This is a genomic window from Acinetobacter sp. YH12252 (assembly GCF_013417365.1).
Taxonomy (GTDB): Bacteria; Pseudomonadota; Gammaproteobacteria; order Pseudomonadales; family Moraxellaceae; genus Acinetobacter; species Acinetobacter towneri.
The window spans coordinates 42,323-61,551 of sequence record NZ_VPEA01000004.1 but is presented as its reverse complement, the minus strand read 5'-3'; the positions used below and the strand labels follow the sequence as shown (position 1 = coordinate 61,551).

The 19,229-nt window shown below is 44.1% G+C and carries 17 protein-coding genes; 9 read left to right on the top strand and 8 right to left on the bottom strand.

Annotated features, from left to right (window positions below):
- Positions 1-933, top strand: coding sequence for a tRNA glutamyl-Q(34) synthetase GluQRS (gene gluQRS, locus FTV28_RS05390; protein ID WP_179989655.1), 933 nt, complete (start codon positions 1-3; stop codon positions 931-933).
- Between the two features lie 52 nt (positions 934-985).
- Complete coding sequence (locus FTV28_RS05385) at positions 986-1,225, top strand: zinc-ribbon domain-containing protein (protein WP_104852920.1); 240 nt, start codon at positions 986-988, stop codon at positions 1,223-1,225.
- A gap of 11 nt (positions 1,226-1,236) precedes the next feature.
- Here the strand turns inward: FTV28_RS05385 and ftsW are convergent, their stop codons facing one another.
- The 5 genes from ftsW to FTV28_RS05360 form a co-directional block, all read right to left on the bottom strand.
- Complete coding sequence (gene ftsW, locus FTV28_RS05380) at positions 1,237-2,433, bottom strand: putative lipid II flippase FtsW (RefSeq protein ID WP_179989653.1); 1,197 nt, start codon at positions 2,431-2,433, stop codon at positions 1,237-1,239.
- A gap of 19 nt (positions 2,434-2,452) precedes the next feature.
- Positions 2,453-3,799, bottom strand: a complete 1,347-nt coding sequence (murD, locus tag FTV28_RS05375; RefSeq protein ID WP_179989651.1) for a UDP-N-acetylmuramoyl-L-alanine--D-glutamate ligase — start codon at positions 3,797-3,799, stop codon at positions 2,453-2,455.
- A 172-nt stretch (positions 3,800-3,971) separates the two neighbouring features.
- Positions 3,972-4,223: a DUF6587 family protein gene (locus tag FTV28_RS05370; protein WP_004975717.1), complete on the bottom strand. Its 252-nt coding sequence runs from the start codon at positions 4,221-4,223 to the stop codon at positions 3,972-3,974.
- 32 nt (positions 4,224-4,255) lie between these two features.
- Positions 4,256-6,112 carry a ferrous iron transporter B gene (locus FTV28_RS05365; RefSeq protein WP_179989649.1) on the bottom strand — a complete coding sequence of 619 codons (1,857 nt, stop codon included), beginning with the start codon at positions 6,110-6,112 and terminating at the stop codon, positions 4,256-4,258.
- Positions 6,109-6,369: a FeoA family protein gene (locus FTV28_RS05360; RefSeq protein ID WP_168418377.1), complete on the bottom strand. Its 261-nt coding sequence runs from the start codon at positions 6,367-6,369 to the stop codon at positions 6,109-6,111. The genes FTV28_RS05365 and FTV28_RS05360 overlap by 4 nt, the downstream gene beginning before the upstream one ends.
- A 184-nt stretch (positions 6,370-6,553) precedes the next feature.
- Between FTV28_RS05360 and xerD the strand changes: the two genes are divergently transcribed.
- From xerD to thrC, 4 genes are all read left to right on the top strand, one after another.
- Complete coding sequence (xerD, locus tag FTV28_RS05355) at positions 6,554-7,471, top strand: site-specific tyrosine recombinase XerD (protein ID WP_179989647.1); 918 nt, start codon at positions 6,554-6,556, stop codon at positions 7,469-7,471.
- A 147-nt stretch (positions 7,472-7,618) separates the two neighbouring features.
- Entirely contained in the window at positions 7,619-8,434 is an 816-nt protein-coding gene (locus FTV28_RS05350; protein WP_004975709.1) for a DsbC family protein, read from the top strand.
- Positions 8,435-8,633: 199 nt separating this feature from the next.
- Positions 8,634-9,938: a homoserine dehydrogenase gene (locus FTV28_RS05345; protein ID WP_096901944.1), complete on the top strand. Its 1,305-nt coding sequence runs from the start codon at positions 8,634-8,636 to the stop codon at positions 9,936-9,938.
- A 57-nt stretch (positions 9,939-9,995) separates the two neighbouring features.
- Positions 9,996-11,135, top strand: coding sequence for a threonine synthase (thrC, locus tag FTV28_RS05340; RefSeq protein WP_004975706.1), 1,140 nt, complete (start codon positions 9,996-9,998; stop codon positions 11,133-11,135).
- Between the two features lie 120 nt (positions 11,136-11,255).
- Here the strand turns inward: thrC and FTV28_RS05335 are convergent, their stop codons facing one another.
- Complete coding sequence (locus tag FTV28_RS05335; RefSeq protein ID WP_179989645.1) at positions 11,256-12,347, bottom strand: serine hydrolase; 1,092 nt, start codon at positions 12,345-12,347, stop codon at positions 11,256-11,258.
- Between the two features lie 215 nt (positions 12,348-12,562).
- On the opposite strand from FTV28_RS05335, the gene FTV28_RS05330 reads away from it, so the two are divergent.
- The 3 genes from FTV28_RS05330 to FTV28_RS05320 all read left to right on the top strand — a co-directional run bounded on the left by FTV28_RS05330 (position 12,563) and on the right by FTV28_RS05320 (position 16,304).
- A complete protein-coding gene (locus FTV28_RS05330; RefSeq protein WP_004975702.1) occupies positions 12,563-13,198 on the top strand; it encodes a response regulator in 636 nt (211 codons plus the stop codon).
- Positions 13,199-13,238: 40 nt separating this feature from the next.
- Complete coding sequence (locus FTV28_RS05325; RefSeq protein WP_167845705.1) at positions 13,239-14,801, top strand: PAS domain-containing sensor histidine kinase; 1,563 nt, start codon at positions 13,239-13,241, stop codon at positions 14,799-14,801.
- Between the two features lie 69 nt (positions 14,802-14,870).
- Positions 14,871-16,304 (top strand): sigma-54 dependent transcriptional regulator, encoded by a 1,434-nt coding sequence (locus FTV28_RS05320; RefSeq protein WP_004975695.1) that lies wholly within the window; start codon positions 14,871-14,873, stop codon positions 16,302-16,304.
- Positions 16,305-16,353: 49 nt separating this feature from the next.
- Here the strand turns inward: FTV28_RS05320 and FTV28_RS05315 are convergent, their stop codons facing one another.
- Positions 16,354-17,517: a S41 family peptidase gene (locus FTV28_RS05315; RefSeq protein WP_004975690.1), complete on the bottom strand. Its 1,164-nt coding sequence runs from the start codon at positions 17,515-17,517 to the stop codon at positions 16,354-16,356.
- A gap of 24 nt (positions 17,518-17,541) precedes the next feature.
- Positions 17,542-19,089 carry a 2,3-bisphosphoglycerate-independent phosphoglycerate mutase gene (gene gpmI / locus FTV28_RS05310; RefSeq protein WP_104852912.1) on the bottom strand — a complete coding sequence of 516 codons (1,548 nt, stop codon included), beginning with the start codon at positions 19,087-19,089 and terminating at the stop codon, positions 17,542-17,544.
- Positions 19,090-19,229 lie beyond the last annotated feature (140 nt).

The following is a 19,229-nucleotide window of genomic DNA, read 5'->3' as shown; positions in this document are numbered from 1 at the left end:
GTGACTGTTGAGAATTACCTAGCCGAACACAGTTCGGAGCTTGAGCAGCAGCGAAACGATGTTTCGCTCACTCGCTATATAGGTCGGTTTGCGCCATCGCCAACCGGCCCTTTGCATTTTGGCTCACTCATTACCGCAGTGGCCAGTTATTGCGATGCCAAAGCCCAGCACGGCACTTGGCTGGTACGTATTGAAGATACTGACATCCCACGCATTTACCCTGGCAGTGAAAATCATATCTTGCGTTGTATTGATGCCTTTCAATTTGAGCCAGATGCCGAAATTATTTTCCAGAAAGATCGCCTCGATCTCTATGCAGCCGTGTTGCAACAATTGCAGCAACGCGACTTGGTCTATGCCTGTCAATGCACCCGCAAAATGCTTGGCTCCAATCATATTTATGCAGGGACTTGCCGCAATTTAGGTTTAGATTTTGCCAATCAAGCGATTCGAGTCAAAGTCACAGACCAAGAGATTTGCTTTCAAGACCGCCTGCAAGACAAACAATGTTCCAACCTTGCGCAGGACTTGGGCGATTTTGTCCTAAAACGGCGTGATGGCATTATCAATTATCAACTGGCAGTGGTGGTGGATGATTATTTGCAAGGCATTACCCATGTGGTTCGCGGCGCAGATTTACTCGACAACACCGCACGGCAAATCTATTTGGGGCAACTGTTAGGCTACCCTAAACTCAGCTACACGCACCTGCCTTTAGCCATGAATGCACAAGGGCAAAAACTGTCTAAACAGAACTTGGCACAAGCTTTAGATTTAGCCCAAGCACCGAAGCTGCTACAAGCCGCTTTAACTGCCTTAAATCAAGCCACTGTCGAATTAGACACCCCTGCACGCATGCTTACGCAAGCCATTCAGCAATGGGATCTTTCACGTATTCCTGCAGGCACAGCTTTACACGGCTATTATTTATAAAATTTAAAATTCAGTTATGCTCAAATTGAAATGGATCATTTGAGATTGTGTCATGTTTTTTATTTTTGGTGTTGGACCGAAAACCAAAGTGGTCGAGAAAAGTCAATTTAGCTGCCCCGTTTGCCGCACTCGCAGTAGCTATGAACTCAGACAGCAACGACAATATTTTTCCTTATTTTTTATTCCCTTGTTTCCTATGTCTAAACAAAAAAATACTACAGTCAAGTGCTTACACTGCGGAACAGTCATGCCAAGCATGGTCTTGCACCATGCTCAGCCAGAAGCGAAATAGAAGGATAAATTCTAGAAGCTGGATTCTTCACGGCTAGGGTTAATCTCATGCGTGCTGGCTTCAATTTTCAGAATCAAACTCACCATCACTGCACACATAATTAACGATGAACCACCATAACTAATAAAAGGTAGAGTCAAACCTTTGGTAGGCAACATACCCATATTCATGCCTGCATTCACCATAATCTGTAATAAGAAGATAATGCTGATGCCATAAGCCAAATATCCTGCACGTAAGTACTGGTTTTTCAGGGCGCGATGACCAATTTTAATGCAGGCAATCAGCATAGCAAAAGACAAGCTCAACACCACAAAAATGCCTAAAAAGCCAAACTCTTCACCTAAGACAGCCAACATAAAGTCCGTATGTGCTTCAGGTAAATAGGACATTTTCTGGATACTATGCCCCAAGCCTACGCCTGCCCATTCACCGCGTCCAAATGCCATTAAGGCGTTAGACAACTGATAACCGACACCCAAAGGGTCATTCCACGGGTTTGAGAACGACATTAAACGCTCAAAACGATAAGGCTCAAATACTACCAAAAACACAAAGGCGGCAATAATCGCGCCAAAGGCAATACCAAACTGAATTAATGGCGCACCAGCTAAAAAGAAGACCCCTAACATGGTCAAGGCAATCACCACGGTCGCCCCCAAGTCAGGCTCTGCAATCACCAAACCTACCGTGACTGCCATAATCACTGCAAGACGAATCAGACCTTTAATGTTATTACGCACTTCTTCGGCACGGCGCACCACATAGTCAGCGGTAAAAATGGCCATCATCACTTTAGCGACTTCGGAAGCTTGCAGGGTAAAACCTGCGACCCGAATCCAGCGTTTAGAACCATTGACTTCAGTACCCACCAGCAACACTGCAGCCAACAAGGCAATGGTCACAATCCACAGAAAGAAGGTGTTGTTAAACCAGGTATTCAGCGGCACTCTATAGGCAATCACGGCAGCGATTAATGCCACCACAATAGAAATGCCATGACGCAATACATAGTGAAAGGCATTTTCATGCATGCGCTCGGCATAAGGCATAGAAGCCGATGTCACCATGATTGAACCAATACATAACAGCGCCAGTACGCTAAAAATCAGTACATTGCGTACATTCACTTCCGCTGGCAGTTTGGGTAACCAGCGCTCATAGACCTGATTGAGTTTATTGATTGTTGTCTGAGCAAAGCCAGCCATATCTCACACCTTATTGTTGTTATACCAGTGCGTTGACATAAGCAACGAACTTGTGACCACGTTCTGGATAGCCCGAGAACATATCAAAACTTGCACATGCAGGTGACAATAACACCACATCATGCGCTTGTGTATGTTGTTGGCAGATTTCAACTGCTTGTTGCAAGGTATCTGCAGTTAAGAGTTGGGTTGTTCCCGCAACTGCTGTTTCAATTTTCGTAGCATCCTCACCAATCAACACTGCCAGTTTGGCATATTGTTGCAATGATTGGCGTAGCGCAGTGAAGTCCTGCCCTTTGCCTTGCCCACCTAAAATAATCGCAACCTTACCGCCTTGTGCCTGAATTGCTGCACCCAAGCCATCTAAAGCTGCCAAAGTTGCACCGATGTTGGTTCCTTTGGAGTCATTATAATAACGCACCCCATATAATTCTTTGACGAATTCACAACGATGCTCCAAACCTTTAAAGGTTTTCAGCGTTTCCAGCATGCTGTGCATAGATAAACCAATGGCTTCACCCAATGCCAAACACGCTAATGCATTAGCAATATTGTGTGTGCCTTGAATATACATCTCGGTGCTTTTTAATAAACGCTCACGCCCACGTGCCAACCACATGCTGCCATCATCATCTTTTAATAAGCCGTATTGGTTTAGGTCAGGCGCATTTAAGCCAAAACTTTGCATAGGAGTCTGATCTGGCACCAACGGACGACTCAAAGCATCATCACGGTTAAACACCACTTTTTTCACACCCTGAAAAATACGATGTTTGGCGGTGTGATAACCGAACATATCGCCATGACGGTCTAAATGGTCTTCACTCATGTTCAGCACTACCGCCACTTCTGCATTTAAATTCGAGGTGGTTTCTAGCTGAAAACTGGAGAGTTCTAAAATATACAGTTCAGGATCATCTTTGATCAGATCCAGCGCAGGGCGTCCCAAATTGCCACCTACCGCGACTTTTTTGCCTGCCTGCTCTGCCATTAAACCAATCAGTGTGGTAACGGTACTTTTCGCATTAGACCCTGTAATTGCCACAATAGGTTTGTCGGTCGCACGACGTAAAATCTGAATTTCACTCACCACAGGAATGCCCTGCGCCATCGCAGCCTGAATTTCAGGGAGTTTTGGATCTAGCCCTGGGCTAATCACAATTTCTTCTGCAGACAACAATAAATCCTGATCAAACTGACCAAAACGGGTTTCCACTTCGGCAGGAATTTGGTCATGCCCTGGGGGTGTGGGGCGAGAATCTGTCACAGCAACGCGGTAACCCTGATGATGTAAAAAATTAACGGCTGCAACACCAGAAATACCAAGTCCTGCAACGACTTTTAATCCACCACGTTGTATTAACATTTTTGCCCCATTTTGTGCGCTAATTTTGAAACAGACAAAATAGTAGCACTTTGCTGTTTTGAATGCTTTTTCTGTTTGCAGTTCCTGCAGTTTTTTTGTGTCAGTGCGTTAAAAAAACCGTCATATTGCAGACGGTTTTTAAAAAGAATATTGCTAAAGTGAATAAACAAGCCTATTTCCACTTCACCGCTTGAACTTCAACTTTCTTTTCTGCGGGTTGATCTTGAGAATCACAACCACAACTGCCGCCACAGCCTGCCGCGGCTGCAGGTTTTAGCCATTTGGCCAAGCCATGCCAGCCTTTTTCAGTACAGAAATTGGAGAGTTTTAGAAAAACTGCGCCAGAAGTCTTGGGAAAGACTTTTTTAAAGACTACTACAGCACTCCACAGTACCAATGCAGCAACAATTAAAATTTCAACCATGTTCATCTACTCCTGTAGGTCAGGCATGTGCCTTAACCCAACAAATACGATGCCGTTTGATAAGTCAGGAATGACATGAAATAAGCCAAACCAAATAGATAGCAGGTCATAATACTGACCGTACGCCATGATCCTGTTTCGCGTTTTACCGTTGCTAAAGTTGCCAAACAATGCGGTGCATAAATAAACCACACCAATAACGACAAACCCGTTGCCAATGACCAGCCCAGTTCGCCACCGCCACTGATTAATGCAGCCAAGCCTTGAGACATAGCATCTTCATCCACTGCAGATAAGGCATAGACTGTGCCTAATGCAGCCACCACCACTTCACGCGCTGCCATAGCAGGAATCAAGGCAATCACAATTTGCCAGTTAAAGCCAACTGGAGCAAAAATCGGCTGTAATACATGCCCCAGCATCCCTGCAAAACTGTAGTCAATTGCAGGCAGGGTCGCACCTTCAGGCGGTTGCGGGAAGGTACACAAGAACCACAATAAAATCGACAGCGCAAAAATAATGCCACCGACACGCTTCAAGAAAATTTTGGCGCGATCTAGCAAACCAATCCAAACACTTTTTAGGTCTGGAAAACGGTAACTTGGTAGTTCCATCAACAAGACATGCTCAGATTTATCTTTTTGCAAAAATTTAAGCACAAAAGATACGCCCAAGGCACTCACAATGCCTGCCATATACAGACCGAACAAGACCAGACCTTGTAAATTAAACATGCCCCATACGGTTTGATTGGGAATGAATGCTGCGATGAGTAAGGCATATACTGGCAAACGTGCGGAACAAGTCATCAATGGCGCAACCATGATCGTGGTTAAACGATCACGTGGATCAGCAATGCTGCGGGTTGCCATAATCCCTGGAACTGCACAGGCAAAACTGGACAACAAAGGAATAAAGGCACGACCACTCAAGCCTGCACTAAACATCAGCTTATCTAGTAGGAATGCAGCGCGGGGCAAATAGCCCGATTCTTCTAAAATCAGAATAAACAGGAACAAAATTAGAATTTGTGGCAAGAACACTACCACACCGCCTGCACCTGCGATAATGCCATCCACAATCAAGCTGTTCAGCAAAGGATGACTAATGTTTTCGCCAATCACTTCACCTAACCAGCCAAATAAACTTTCGATGCCATCCATAAACGGTGCAGCCCAAGCAAATACCGCCTGGAAGACAATAAACATCATCACCGCAAGGCTTACCAAGCCAAACACAGGATGCAGAAAAATTTTATCTAGAAAGTCAGAGCGTTTGTCTTCTTCATCTACAAACTGCACCACATCATGCAAAATGGTTTGAATACGTTGGTGCTGGCTGCCTTTTAAGCCTGTCAATTCAGTCTGTGGTACCGAAAACTTACCCAAATCCAACGCATTCATTAAATTTTGAATACCTGAATCACGCACCGCAACGGTTTCCACCACAGGCACACCCAAACGCTCAGATAGCTTTTGCGTATTAATTTGCATTCCGCGGCGGCGTGCTTCATCCATCATGTTGAGCACCAATAAAATTGGACGTCCCAACTCAATCATTTCAAGTACTAAACCTAGATGCAGTTTCAGGTTGGTCGCATCGACCACACACAAAAATGCATCTTGCTGACCTTCTTCAGCAATTTTGCCCTGCACTACATCACGGGTAATGGCTTCATCTGGGCTGGTGGCTTCTAGGCTGTATGTACCTGGTAAATCCAGTACACGTACCGCCTGCCCCGAAGGCAAGTTGAACTGACCCACTTTGCGCTCTACGGTAACACCCGCATAGTTTGCAACTTTCTGACGCGTCCCTGTCAAATGGTTAAATAAAGAAGTTTTACCGCAGTTTGGATTCCCTACAAGTGCGATACGTAAGGGATCACTCATGCAGTTACTCCCTGTTCAATTTCAACGCGATCAGCTTCCACTTTGCGCAAGGCAAAACGGGTAAATCCCACCTGAATTAAGATCGGATCTCCACCAAAAATACCTTTGGTAATCACCTGCACAGGCGTTCCAGGCACAAAGCCCAACGTTTCTAAGCGATTCGCAACCAAATCATTTAGGGATGTTCCACCATCGGCAGTCCGAAGTACCTGACGAATGATGGCTGTTTGTTTTGCTTTGAGTTCTGACAAACGCACCGTGAAATTCCTATACTATTTTGCCCATTATATACGCAAATGAGAATAATTAACAAATAAGGTCAACTTACATTTAATGGTTTTATATCACATCGACAGGCTTACTGAATTGGATTAGAGTAGGAAATAACTATGCTTATTATCGATTTTCCCAATCAACATTGGGATTTTTCATGTGATCACTATGCTGAACAAAAAACCGCGTATTCCTGCTGCAATTCAAATTCCAGAATCCCTGAGTTTTTTGGAAGGTTATCGCAATGATTTAATTGCACAAAGTGTGAGCCCACATACACGTAATGCCTATTTATCCGATTTAATTCAGTGCAGCGAATATGTCAGTAAACCCATGCCAGACTGGCAACATGATGATATTTCTGATGTGTTGATTGCGCTGACCAAACAACAGAAAAGTCCACGCTCGATAGCACGCTGTCTTTCTGCCCTGCGCTCTTTTTACAAATTTTTAAGAGAACACAAACTACGTTCTGACAACCCTGTTGCAGCACATAAAACACCTAAGTTAGGTCGTGCTCTACCCAAAGACTTGTCCGAAGCCGATGTCGATGCATTGATTCAAGCACCGAATATTCAGACGGCCTTGGGCTTACGAGATCGTGCCATGCTGGAAGTCCTGTATGCCTGCGGTTTACGTGTCACTGAATTACTCAACTTGCGTCTAGACTTGATTAACCTCAAACAAGGTTATTTACGCATTGTGGGAAAAGGCAATAAAGAACGCTTAGTACCCATGGGGCAAGTCGCATGTGAATGGATCGAGCAATATTTAACAGAATCGCGCCCACAACTGTATAAAACCGCCACAGATTATCTATTTTTAACGCAGCATGGCGGCATTATGAGCCGACAAAATTTTTGGTATGCCATTAAACGCTATGCCCTGCAAGCAGGCATTCAAGCCGAGTTATCGCCACACACGTTAAGACATGCCTTTGCCACGCACTTACTCAATCATGGGGCAGATTTACGTGTGGTACAAATGCTGCTCGGGCACAGCGATTTATCCACTACACAAATTTATACCCACGTTGCACAAATCCGTATGCAGCAATTGCATGCCCAACATCATCCACGGGCTTAAAACAAAAACGACGTAGAAGCATAGGGTCTGTTGACACTTCATCTATGAACGCAAGCCATTTATGAAATGGCAACAGACCCTAACGATCACGAATATTTTTTGTTATGCTAACGCTCTATTTTTTATGCCAACAAGAAAGGGTTGTTTATGACATTTACCCGCTCGACACTTTTGATTGCCTGTTCACTGGCAAGTGCTTTTGCAATCACCGCATGTTCAAATGCAAACAATGAAGATAAAAAGCAAACCACGCTCACCGCCAGTGCGCCTGCAACGGGTGAAGCATCAACCCTAATTGAACGCAATGCACAACAGCGTTTAAGTACAACCTTGCAGCAACATTTTAAAACTGCAGGTATCAACGCCAAAATTACCGACATTAAAGCCACTGAAGTTCCAAATTTATTTTGGGTGAGTCTTGAAGGCATGTCATCGGTCTATGCCACCAGTGATGGCAAATACATTATTCAGGGCGATGTGATCCGTTTAGGTGACAAAGAACTACATAACGTCAGTGAAAACCTGCAAGCAGGCGTGAACAAGAAAATTTTTGCTGAATTAAAACAGGAAGATTTATTGGTATTCCCTGCCAAAGGCAAAACCAAACACGTCATTTATGTATTTACCGATGTCAGCTGTCCATATTGCCATCGTCTACATGAACAAATGGATGAAATGAATGGTAAAGGCATTGAAGTCCGTTACATTGCTTGGCCGCGTGGTGAACAGCACATGCCTGCTATGGAAGCAATTTGGTGTAGCGAAGATCGTCACGCTGCCTTTAATCAGGTCATGAATGGCGCACAAATTGCACCTGCCAACTGTAAAAACCCTGTTCGTGCTCAGTATCAATTGGGCTTAAATATGGGCGTCAATGGCACACCTGCAATTTATAATGCCGAAGGCGTATATTTAGGCGGCTATCTGTCTACCGCTGAATTGATCAAGCGTTTAGACAAATAAAAATAGAGGTTTTGTAGATGCTGAATCATCCCAATATACCAAGACGTAGCATCTATGAAGCCAATATAAATAACGATTTTTTATGCGTTATTTTACTTTTTTTTATACTGTGAAGATAAGTGAGATCTGCCCTAGAGTCAGCGCGTTTTTTTAGCTATGATCTAGGCTTGCTTAAAGTTATTAAAATATGGAGTGTGACGTGAAACCAGTTCGTCTGGCAATCCTCGGTCTTGGTACTGTGGGTGGTGGTGCCCTTAAACTATTAAAAGAAAATGCTGCTGAGATTAGACGTCGCACCGGTCGTGAAATTGAAATCACTTATGTGGGAACACGTCGTCCGCGTCCTGACCTAAACTTGTCTGAATCGGTCAAGCAAAGCTCCGACTTGATGGACATTGTCCGTCAACCCGATGTAGACGTGGTGGTTGAAGTGATGGGCGGTATTCACCCTGCTTATGACGTGATCATGGAAGCCATGAAGCACGGCAAACAAGTAGTGACAGCCAACAAAGCCCTACTTGCAGAACACGGCAATGAGCTATTTAAAGCAGCTGAAGACAATGCCGTACAAATTGCCTATGAAGCTGCGGTTGCAGGTGGTATTCCAATTATTAAAGTCATCCGTGAAGGTTTGGCTGCCAACAAAATTGAATGGTTGGCAGGCATCATCAACGGTACAGGCAACTTCATTTTAAGTGAAATGCGTGAAAAAGGTCGTGCATTTGAAGACGTACTGAAAGAAGCGCAAGAGTTAGGCTATGCCGAAGCCGATCCGACTTTTGACGTCGAAGGTATTGATGCTGCACACAAACTGACTATTTTGGCTTCATGTGCATTTGGTATTCCACTACAGTTTGACAAAGTCTTTACCGAAGGTATTGGCAAAGTGACCGCGCAAGATGTGAAATATGCCGAAGAACTCGGTTTCCGCATCAAACACTTGGGTATTGCCCGTCGTACCGACAAAGGCATTGAACTGCGTGTTCACCCAACTTTAATTCCTGAAGAAGAATTGATTGCCAATGTTAATGGCGTGAAAAACGCGGTCTTGGTACAAGCCAATGCGGTTGGTCCAACGCTCTATTATGGCGCAGGTGCAGGTGCAGGCCCAACAGCCTCTGCGGTAGTTGCCGATGTCGTTGATATTGTCCGTGACATTTCTTATACCGAAGATGGCGCAGGTACAATTCCACAATTGGCATTTGAAGCCTTAACCGACTTGCCAATTTTAAGCCGTGAAGAAATGACCACGGGTTACTACATTCGCATTAATGCCGAAGACCAAACTGGCGTACTTGCTGATGTAACCACTATTTTAAGCCGTGCGGGAATCAGTATTGATGCCATCATGCAGCAATCACGCTTAAAAGACCTTATTCCTATCGTGATTCTGACTGACCCAGTCCTAGAATCGAAAATGGATGAAGCGTTACAACAAATTCAAGCATTGCCAACCATTCATGGCGAAATTGTACGAATTCGTTTAGAATCGCTTGATAATTAATCGGGTGAAGGGGAGTATTTCCCCTTGCCAAGCTCTACACACAATTGGAACATCATCATGTCGAATGCCAATCGTTATACTGGTTTAGTTGACCGTTATCGTGACCGTTTACCAGTGTCTGCAACCACACGTGCAATCTCTCTAGGCGAAGGAAACACGCCACTGATTAAGCTTGAGAATATTCCACGCATTATTGGTAAAGATGTTGAAATTTATGTGAAGTATGAAGGCTTAAACCCGACAGGTTCATTTAAAGACCGTGGTATGACCATGGCAGTTACTAAAGCAGTTGAAGAAGGTTCAAAAGCCATTATCTGTGCATCTACAGGTAATACTTCTGCTGCTGCTGCTGCCTATGCTGCACGTGCAGGCATCAAAGCATTCGTTTTAATTCCTGAAGGCAAAATTGCCATGGGTAAAATGGCACAAGCGATGATGTACGGTGCCATCACCATGCAAATCCGCGGTAACTTTGACGATGGTATGCGTCTAGTTAAAGAAGTTGCTGACCAAGCACCTGTGACCATTGTGAACTCGATCAACCCTTACCGCCTACAAGGTCAAAAGACCATTGCGTATGAAATTGTAGATGAGTTAGGTCGTGCACCAGATTACCACTGCTTACCTGTAGGTAACGCAGGCAACATTACTGCACACTGGATGGGTTATACCGAAGCGGTTGCCAACCAATCTGCCGATCAATTCGAGCAAGTGGTCTATGACGCAGCAACGGACAAGTTCACAGGTCCAAACCCTGAAGGCCGCCCAATCATGGTGGGTTATCAAGCGTCTGGCGCTGCGCCATTCTTACGTGGTGCGCCTGTAGAAAACCCTGAAACTGTTGCAACTGCAATTCGTATTGGTAACCCACAAAGCTGGAACCATGCCAAAGCCGTTGTACGCGATTCAGAAGGTTGGTTTGATGAGCTAACTGATGCTGAAATCTTAGAAGCACAACGCATGCTTTCAATGTATGAAGGCGTATTTGTTGAGCCTGCATCTGCTGCGTCTATTGGTGGTGCAATGCGCGACATCAAAGCAGGTAAAATCAAAGAAGGTTCTGTGATTGTATGTACCGTAACAGGTAACGGTCTGAAAGATCCTGACACTGCAATGAAACAATGTGCAGATGCGGTGATGCTCTCTATTGATGCTACAATGCAACAAGTAAAAGACTCTATCCTTTCAAACATGTAAGTTTTGAATCGTGATCAAAAAAACCTGCATTAGCAGGTTTTTTTGTATTTGGAATCATGCAACTTTAACGGAAGTTGAGTCATACGATTGATAACTCAACGCTCCAAGCTGAATGTGCTCTTAAATACGTTTAGGTAACTGACTTGCCCAACTCATTAAGCGAGTTGCATCATTGGTACGTGCTTGTGAAGTATCTGCACCCAAAAGCACCACCACTGCAGGACGGTTATTCAAAGTGGTATGCATCACCACACAACGCCCTGCTTCATTGATATAGCCTGTTTTAGACAGATTAATATTCCAACCACCATTACGTACCAGTGCATTGGTATTGTTAGATTTTAAAACACGATAACCCAAGTTAAAGTCATACGTTGGCGTCGTTGAGAATTGACGAATCAAACCATATTGCGAGGCAGTACTCACCAAAATTCCCAAATCACGTGCAGAAGAAACGTTACGCGGGTCTAGACCTGTGGCTTCGGTAAAGCGGGTAGCATTCATGCCCAATTCACGTGCTTTTGCATTCATGGCTGCAACAAAGGCACTTTTGCCCCCTGGGTAGGTACGCGCTAAGGCTGCTGCTGCTGGATTTTCCGATTTCATTAAAGCAAATAATAATGCTTCGGCACGGTTGAGCTTGTCACCCACACGTAAAGTGGAACTTGAGTTTTTGCCTGCAGCACCTGCAAAGTCTATTGATTGTAAGGTAATTTGTTCAGACATATTCAAACGGGCATCTGAGGTGACCACTGCAGTCATTACTTTAGTCACTGAAGCAATTGGCAATGCTACGTTTGTGTTTTTGCTGTACAGTACTTCACCAGTTTGCGCATCCATCACTAAAGCTGCGCGAGCATTAACAGAAGGCTGGCTGCTATAAGCAGAAGTATCTAAAATACGGACAGTTTTTGGCGTAGTAGACGCGGGTGCAACACCATTGCTGCTACGTACAGTTGTGGTAATTTTGGTTGAACCTGGCGGTGTGGGCTCTGCAACATAAGTGTCTGGTGTAGCCTGAGCGCTCGCACTGCTACTTTCCAGATCACCATTTAAGAATTGATCGGCTTGCTCCGAAGACCAACTTAAGGTCGCCTGACCGTCGCTCCCAGAGGAAGGATTGATGACAAGTTCAGCAAAACTGACAGAACTTAGGCTGAACATCATAGATGCGACCAGCACATGCATGAACGACTTCTTAGAATTTTTCACGACTGCTTACTCAACTCAGGGAGGTAAGATACATTTGCGTATTACCTCAAATATGCCTTACATTTAAAAATACAACAATGAATCGTTTTTGACACCATATTGTGCAGAACTTTTCATTCTAGATTAAGAATAGCATTGCTAATTTTGTCGTTTCATTGCAAGCTAATTTTGCTTTATGTAACAAAAAAGATGATTTTTTCAAAGGGAGAGTGTAGGTGATCACAGTTTTAGTAGTCGACGATCATGAATTGGTACGTACTGGGATTTGCCGTATGCTCGAAGACCATGCCGATGTGCAGGTGATTGGACAAGCTGAATCGGGTGAAGAAGCGATTACCTTAGTGCGTCAGCATCATCCCAATGTGGTGTTGTTAGATGTGAACATGCCTGGGATTGGAGGCGTAGAAACCACACGTCGTCTATTGCAAACTGCACCAGACACTAAGGTCTTGGCGGTGAGTGGTTTGGCAGAAGAACCCTACCCTTCTTTATTGCTGAAAGCAGGTGCAAAAGGCTATATCACCAAAGGCGCACCTGTCAGTGAAATGGTACGTGCCATTAAAAAAGTCATGCAGGGCGGTAAATACTTCAGTGCCGACATTGCCGAACAACTGGCAAGTTCATACTTATCTGACACACAACAATCGCCTTTTGATAGTCTTTCAGAACGTGAAATGCAAGTGGCGATGATGGTGGTGAATTGTATTAGCGCACAGGAAATTGCCGATAAGTTGTTTGTCAGTGTAAAAACCGTAAATACCTATCGTTACCGTATTTTTGAAAAATTAAATATTGATAGTGATGTCAAACTGACTCACCTTGCCATTCGTTATGGACTGATTAAACCCTAAATTTTCAACGCTGTTGATGCACAAATAAGACCTTTACGATATGCCAGATTTAAAACAACATTCTGAGTTAAATCAGTATCATCTTGGCATGTGGTATGGTACTTACCGACTGCTGATTGCCTTTTGTTTGCTGCTGATTACCCTGCTCACCTTTCAGCAGCTTGGCACACAATATCAGCACCCGGGTTTATATCTGTATACCTTGGTCTGCTATTTTATTTTTAGCTGCCTGCAACTGATCAGCTATAAATATATTCCTTTTAAAAGCACGCAACAACTGACCCTGTTTTTTGCAGTCGATATTATCGCGCTGAGTAGCCTGACTTTTGCCAGTGATGGCCCTAATTTATATTTAAGTCTGCTGTTTGTGATCACGATTTTTGCAGCCTCTCTCTTGCTGCAAAAGCGTAAAGCCTTAGCCATTACCCTCATCGCGATGATTATGGTGATTTACCAACACTTTGTTGGGAGTTTGCTGGACTTTTCATCGCTAAATAATATTGGTCAAAGTGCGCTATTGGCATTTTTATTTTGGGTGGTTTATGGCAGTGGACGTATTGCAGTACGGCGTTTCCAAATTTTAGAAAATCTAAATTTTTCGCAATCTTTGGAATTAAACCGCCTACAAAATATCAACCGTTATATTTTAGAACAAACCGAAATGGGCTATTTGGTTTTAGATGAAAATTGCCATGTCGTCCTCAGCAACCCTGCAGCCTGTCATTTGTTGGGGATTCATCCTAAATATGCGCACGCGACCTATCCCCTATATAAAATTCAGCCCGATTTATTTGATCTGTTCAAATTTGATCAATTGCAAGATGGAGAAAAATTTCAATTCGAGTCGCAACTGAGTCATTTTCATGTGCATATTCAGGTACAAAAACTCAAAGTGCCACATCAAACGCTGACTTTATTGGCGCTGCAGGATGGACGTAAAATCAATCAGCAAGTCCAGCAACTCAAATTAGCCGCCTTGGGACAACTCTCTGCCAGTATTGCACACGAAATTCGCAACCCGTTGGCAGCCATTGTACAAGCCAACAATTTATTTACAGGCAGTGATGCTGCACAGCAACAATTGCTGTCGGACATGATCAGCAAACAAGCGACACGGATTGATAAGATTATTCACGACACGCTGAGTATGGTCAAAAATAAACAAACCACGCCTGTCGCGATTCAGCTCAATCAATTTTTGCCACAATTCATTCAGGAAGATTTACCTGATGCAGCGAGTCAAATTCAGCTTACACTGACCGAACCACTGAGCATCCAGTTTGATGAATCACAGTTTCGCCAAGTGCTGATTAACCTGATTCGTAACGCCATTCGACACAATGCTGCACAGCAGCCCATTGAGATTACGGTCTACCCGCAAACAACTTATATTTATATTGATGTGCGGGATTTTGGTGCAGGTGTCGCCAGTCAAGATCTCCTCTATCTGTTCCAGCCATTTTTCAGTACCGAAATCAATGGAACTGGTTTAGGATTGTATCTATCGCATAGTTTTTGCGAGGCGAATCAAGCCAAGCTGAGCTATGTAGAACAAGAACAAGGCGCATGTTTCAGGATGAAATGTCTACGTGCCATTGAATAAACGCGATTGATATTGGATCAATCTTGTTGCTGTGGTTTTGATTTAATTTTGTGTGGTTTTGGGGAAAATATGCACGCTGTTCAACCTTTGGTTTTATTGGTCGATGACGAAGAAGACCTTTGTACCCTCATGCAGATGACTTTGGCACGTATGGGGATTCAAACCCATGTCGCGTATCGTTTAGCACAAGCCAAGCAATTATTGGCAGAACATCAGTACGATGCTTGCTTAACCGACTTAAACCTGCCCGATGGCAATGGCTTGCAACTGGTTGAATGGATTTCCGAACAATATCCGAATGTACCTGTTGCCGTATTGACCGCCTACGGCAATATGGATATTGCGATTGCTGCTTTAAAAGCAGGTGCATTTGACTTTGTCAGCAAGCCTGTCAATCAAATACATTTACAGCAACTCCTTGAAAAAGCACTGAATAAACCTTTCGACACCACCGATCATCACAGCCAAGATCAGCTTGAATATAAAATGTTGATTGGGCAGTCTTTGCCTATTCAACAATTGCGCAGCACCATCAAAAAAATTGCGCGCTCGCAAGCGCCTGTATTTATTACAGGCGAATCGGGTACGGGGAAAGAAGTTGTCGCCAATTTGGTTCACCGTTTAAGTAACCGCAACGAAGGACCATTTATTGCAATTAACTGTGGTGCAATCCCCACCGAACTCATGGAAAGCGAGCTATTTGGACACAAAAAAGGTAGCTTTACAGGAGCGACTCAAGACAAACAAGGTCTGATTCAATCTGCACATGGTGGCAGCTTATTTTTAGATGAAATTGCCGAACTGCCACTGAGCATGCAAGTCAAACTGCTGCGTGCCGTTCAGGAAAAGCGCATCCGTCCTGTGGGTTCAGATAGTGAAATTGATGTCGATTTTCGTGTGATCAGCGCCAGTCATCAGGACTTAGAAAGTTTGGTTCAGCAAGGACGTTTCCGTCAGGATTTATTCTTCCGTATTCACGTGATGGATTTGGTCTTGCCTGCCTTGCGTGAACGTGGACAAGATATTCTGTTATTGGCAGACCACTTCATTCAAAAAGTTGCACAAGAATGGGACATTCCTGCCAAACAACTGACACCTCGTGCCCAGCAATTTTTATTAGAACAGTACTATCCTGGTAATGTGCGTGAGTTACGCAATATTATTGAACGTGCCATTACCCTGAGTGATGATGATGTTATTGATCTCAAACACTTACAAACCGCACCCTTGCGCCAATTCAGTATGAGCAATACAGCAACCACTGAATCACAACCTACAGCAGAAACACCACAGCAGATCGTGACAGATGTATTGCTGACAGGACGCAAACTGCCTGAAGAAGGTTTAGAAGCCTACTTGGAAAAAGTAGAAAAAGACATTTTACTGAATGCGCTGCACCTGACCCACTGGAACCGTACGTTGGCAGCAAAAAAATTGGGCATGTCTTTCCGTTCTTTGCGCTATCGTCTGAAAAAGTTTGGATTAGATACTGAAGATGAGTAAACGCTAAACAATGAAGACTGTCTAAAAATACGTGTTACTCAGATGAGACTTAACGGCGGCTCAGCAGTAAATCTGCCACATGCTCAAGATAAGCCTCTTCTTTCATTTCAGGACTTTGAATATATTGCTGATTCGGCTGAATCCCAACCCCTTCAATCATTTGCTCGCGTGGGGTGTAATAATGCGAAACCGTCATTTGTAAGGCAGCACCATCGCTAAGTGGGAACAGCTTTTGCACCACCCCCTTGCCATAACTTTTTTCGCCCATCACCCAAGCGCGTGAATGGTCTTTTAAAGCACCAGTAAAGACTTCTGCCGCAGATGCAGAGCGATGATTAATCAGTACTCCGACTTTTAAATTTTGAAATTCAAAGCTAGGTAACGCCTGAAATTGTTGATCGCCTTCAGAACGACTTTTGGTCGATACAATCACACCCTGATTTAAAAATAAATCGGCAGATTCCACCGCAGCAGACAGTAAGCCTCCTGGGTTATTACGCAGATCAATCAATACGGCTTTTAAGCGTGGCGTGCTATGTTCTTCAATTAAGCGTTTAATTTCATTGGCGGTGTCTTGCTGAAACACACGTACTTTTAACAACAAGACCTGATTAGAAAGCATCTGCGCCTGAATATCGGTTTCTACTTTTTTGTTGCGTACCAACATAATTTCAGGCTGATTGGCTGCACGTTGTACGCTTACAGTCGATCCCACTGAGCCTGTGAGCAGGTTATTGACCTGATCTGCACTCAGCTTTTTCAGTTCTTGGTTATCAATTTTAAATAGGCTGTCGCCATTCTTCAGCCCTTGTTTAGCCGAGTCGGCATTGGCACTTAAATTTTGAATGACCCAATGTTGCTGGGCAGCGTCATAGCGCAAAGTAAAATCAACCGAGGCCAAGTCGCCTTCGGTATATTGTAAAAGTTGTTTATATTCTTCAGCAGTTAAATAGCGTGAATAACGGTCTAAACCGCTCACCAAGCCACGAATGGCTTGCTGAAACAAGGCATCATCACTTTTTTCAGTCACATAGTTGTCTTTGACAATGCCATAGATTTGTACAAATTCCTGTATCGACTCTACAGGCACATCGACATAGTCCTGTTGTAGTGTAGGGCCATCTAACTCCCAATCTGGCGCAGCCCAAACACTCGAATGACTGGCACACAACACGCTTGCCAACACAACCGCATAAATTTTGTGAGCCGTCATTCCATCATCTACCTGTATCGAGGGTTATGCCTGTAAGCGAATTAAGTTGCGACCTTGCATATCTGCTGGCACTGGCAATTGCATCAAATTCAATAAAGTTGGTGCAACATCTGCCAACACACCACCTTCCAAAATGGTGGCCTGAGTTGGGCCTACATAAATGAATGGCACCAATTCAGTGGTGTGCTGAGTATGTACCTGACCACTGTCATAGTCTTGCATTTGCTCGACGTTACCATGATCAGCTGTAATAATCATGTGACCTTGTTTCGCCATCACCGCTTCATAAACGCGACCTAAGCAGGTATCTACCGCTTCAACTGCTTTGACAGCTGCATCAAACACACCAGTATGACCGACCATATCGCCATTGGCATAGTTCACCACCAACAAGTCATATTCACCTGAGTTAATGGCTGCAACCAGTTCATCAGTCACTTCATAAGCGCTCATTTCAGGTTTTAAGTCATAGGTTGCTACATTTGGCGATGGGATCAGGATGCGTTTTTCACCCGGATATTCATCTTCACGGCCACCACTAAAGAAGAACGTCACGTGTGCGTATTTTTCAGTTTCAGCAATACGCAATTGCGTTTTGCCCAAGTCTGATAAATATTCACCAATGGAGTTTTTCAAATCTTCTGGCATGTACGCCACTGGTGCAGCAATGCTGGCTTGATAACGGGTTAGCATCACAAATTTAGACAATTGCGGCACAACTTTACGTTCAAAACCAGCAAAGTCTTGTTCCACAAAAGCTTTGGTCAATTCACGCGCACGGTCAGCACGGAAGTTCATAAACACCACGCTGTCGCCATCTTGAATTTTGGCAATTTCACCAATACGGGTGGCTTTCACAAACTCATCACTTTCCTCTGCCGCATAAGCCGCTGCCAAGCCTTCTACCGCGGTTGCCGCAGTACGTACTGCCTCACCTTCGGTAAGTAAACGATAGGCTTGTTCTACACGATCCCAACGGTTGTCACGATCCATCGCATAGTAACGACCAATCAGGCTGGCAATACGACCTTGATTTGGATATTGTGCAAATAATGCGTCCAGTTTTTCCAAAGAAGGCTGCGCGCTTTTTGGTGGCGTATCACGGCCATCTAAAAAGGCATGTAGATAAACTTTTGCACCACGTTTTAATGCCAATTCTGCCATCGCCACGATATGATCTTCATGCGAATGCACACCGCCTTCAGACAATAAACCAAGCAGATGCACTGCACCGTTGGCTGCTTTGGCTTTTTCTACCGCATCGACCAACACTTCATGTTCAAAGAAAGCGCCTGTACGAATGTCTTTGGTAATACGGGTAAAGTCTTGGTACAACACACGTCCTGCACCCAAGTTCATGTGACCAACTTCAGAGTTACCCATTTGACCATCTGGCAAGCCCACATCTTCACCTGAACCAGAGATCAAACCATGCGGATGCTTTTCCTGCATAGCAGTCAAATTTGGTCGTTTCGCTGCTAAAAACGCGTTGTCTTCGACCGCTTCGCGATGACCCACACCATCCATAATCACCAATACGTGAGGGATTTTGCCAGCAGTTGCATCCGCCATAATCAATACTCTTTTTCGTCTACAAATTAATCATGCTATCTTAACGAATTTTGCGTCAAGACTCTATGTTCAGAAGATGGTTTCCGCCACTGATTCAGATAGGTTTACCCAATCATACGGAAAAAGCAGCAGCATCGGTC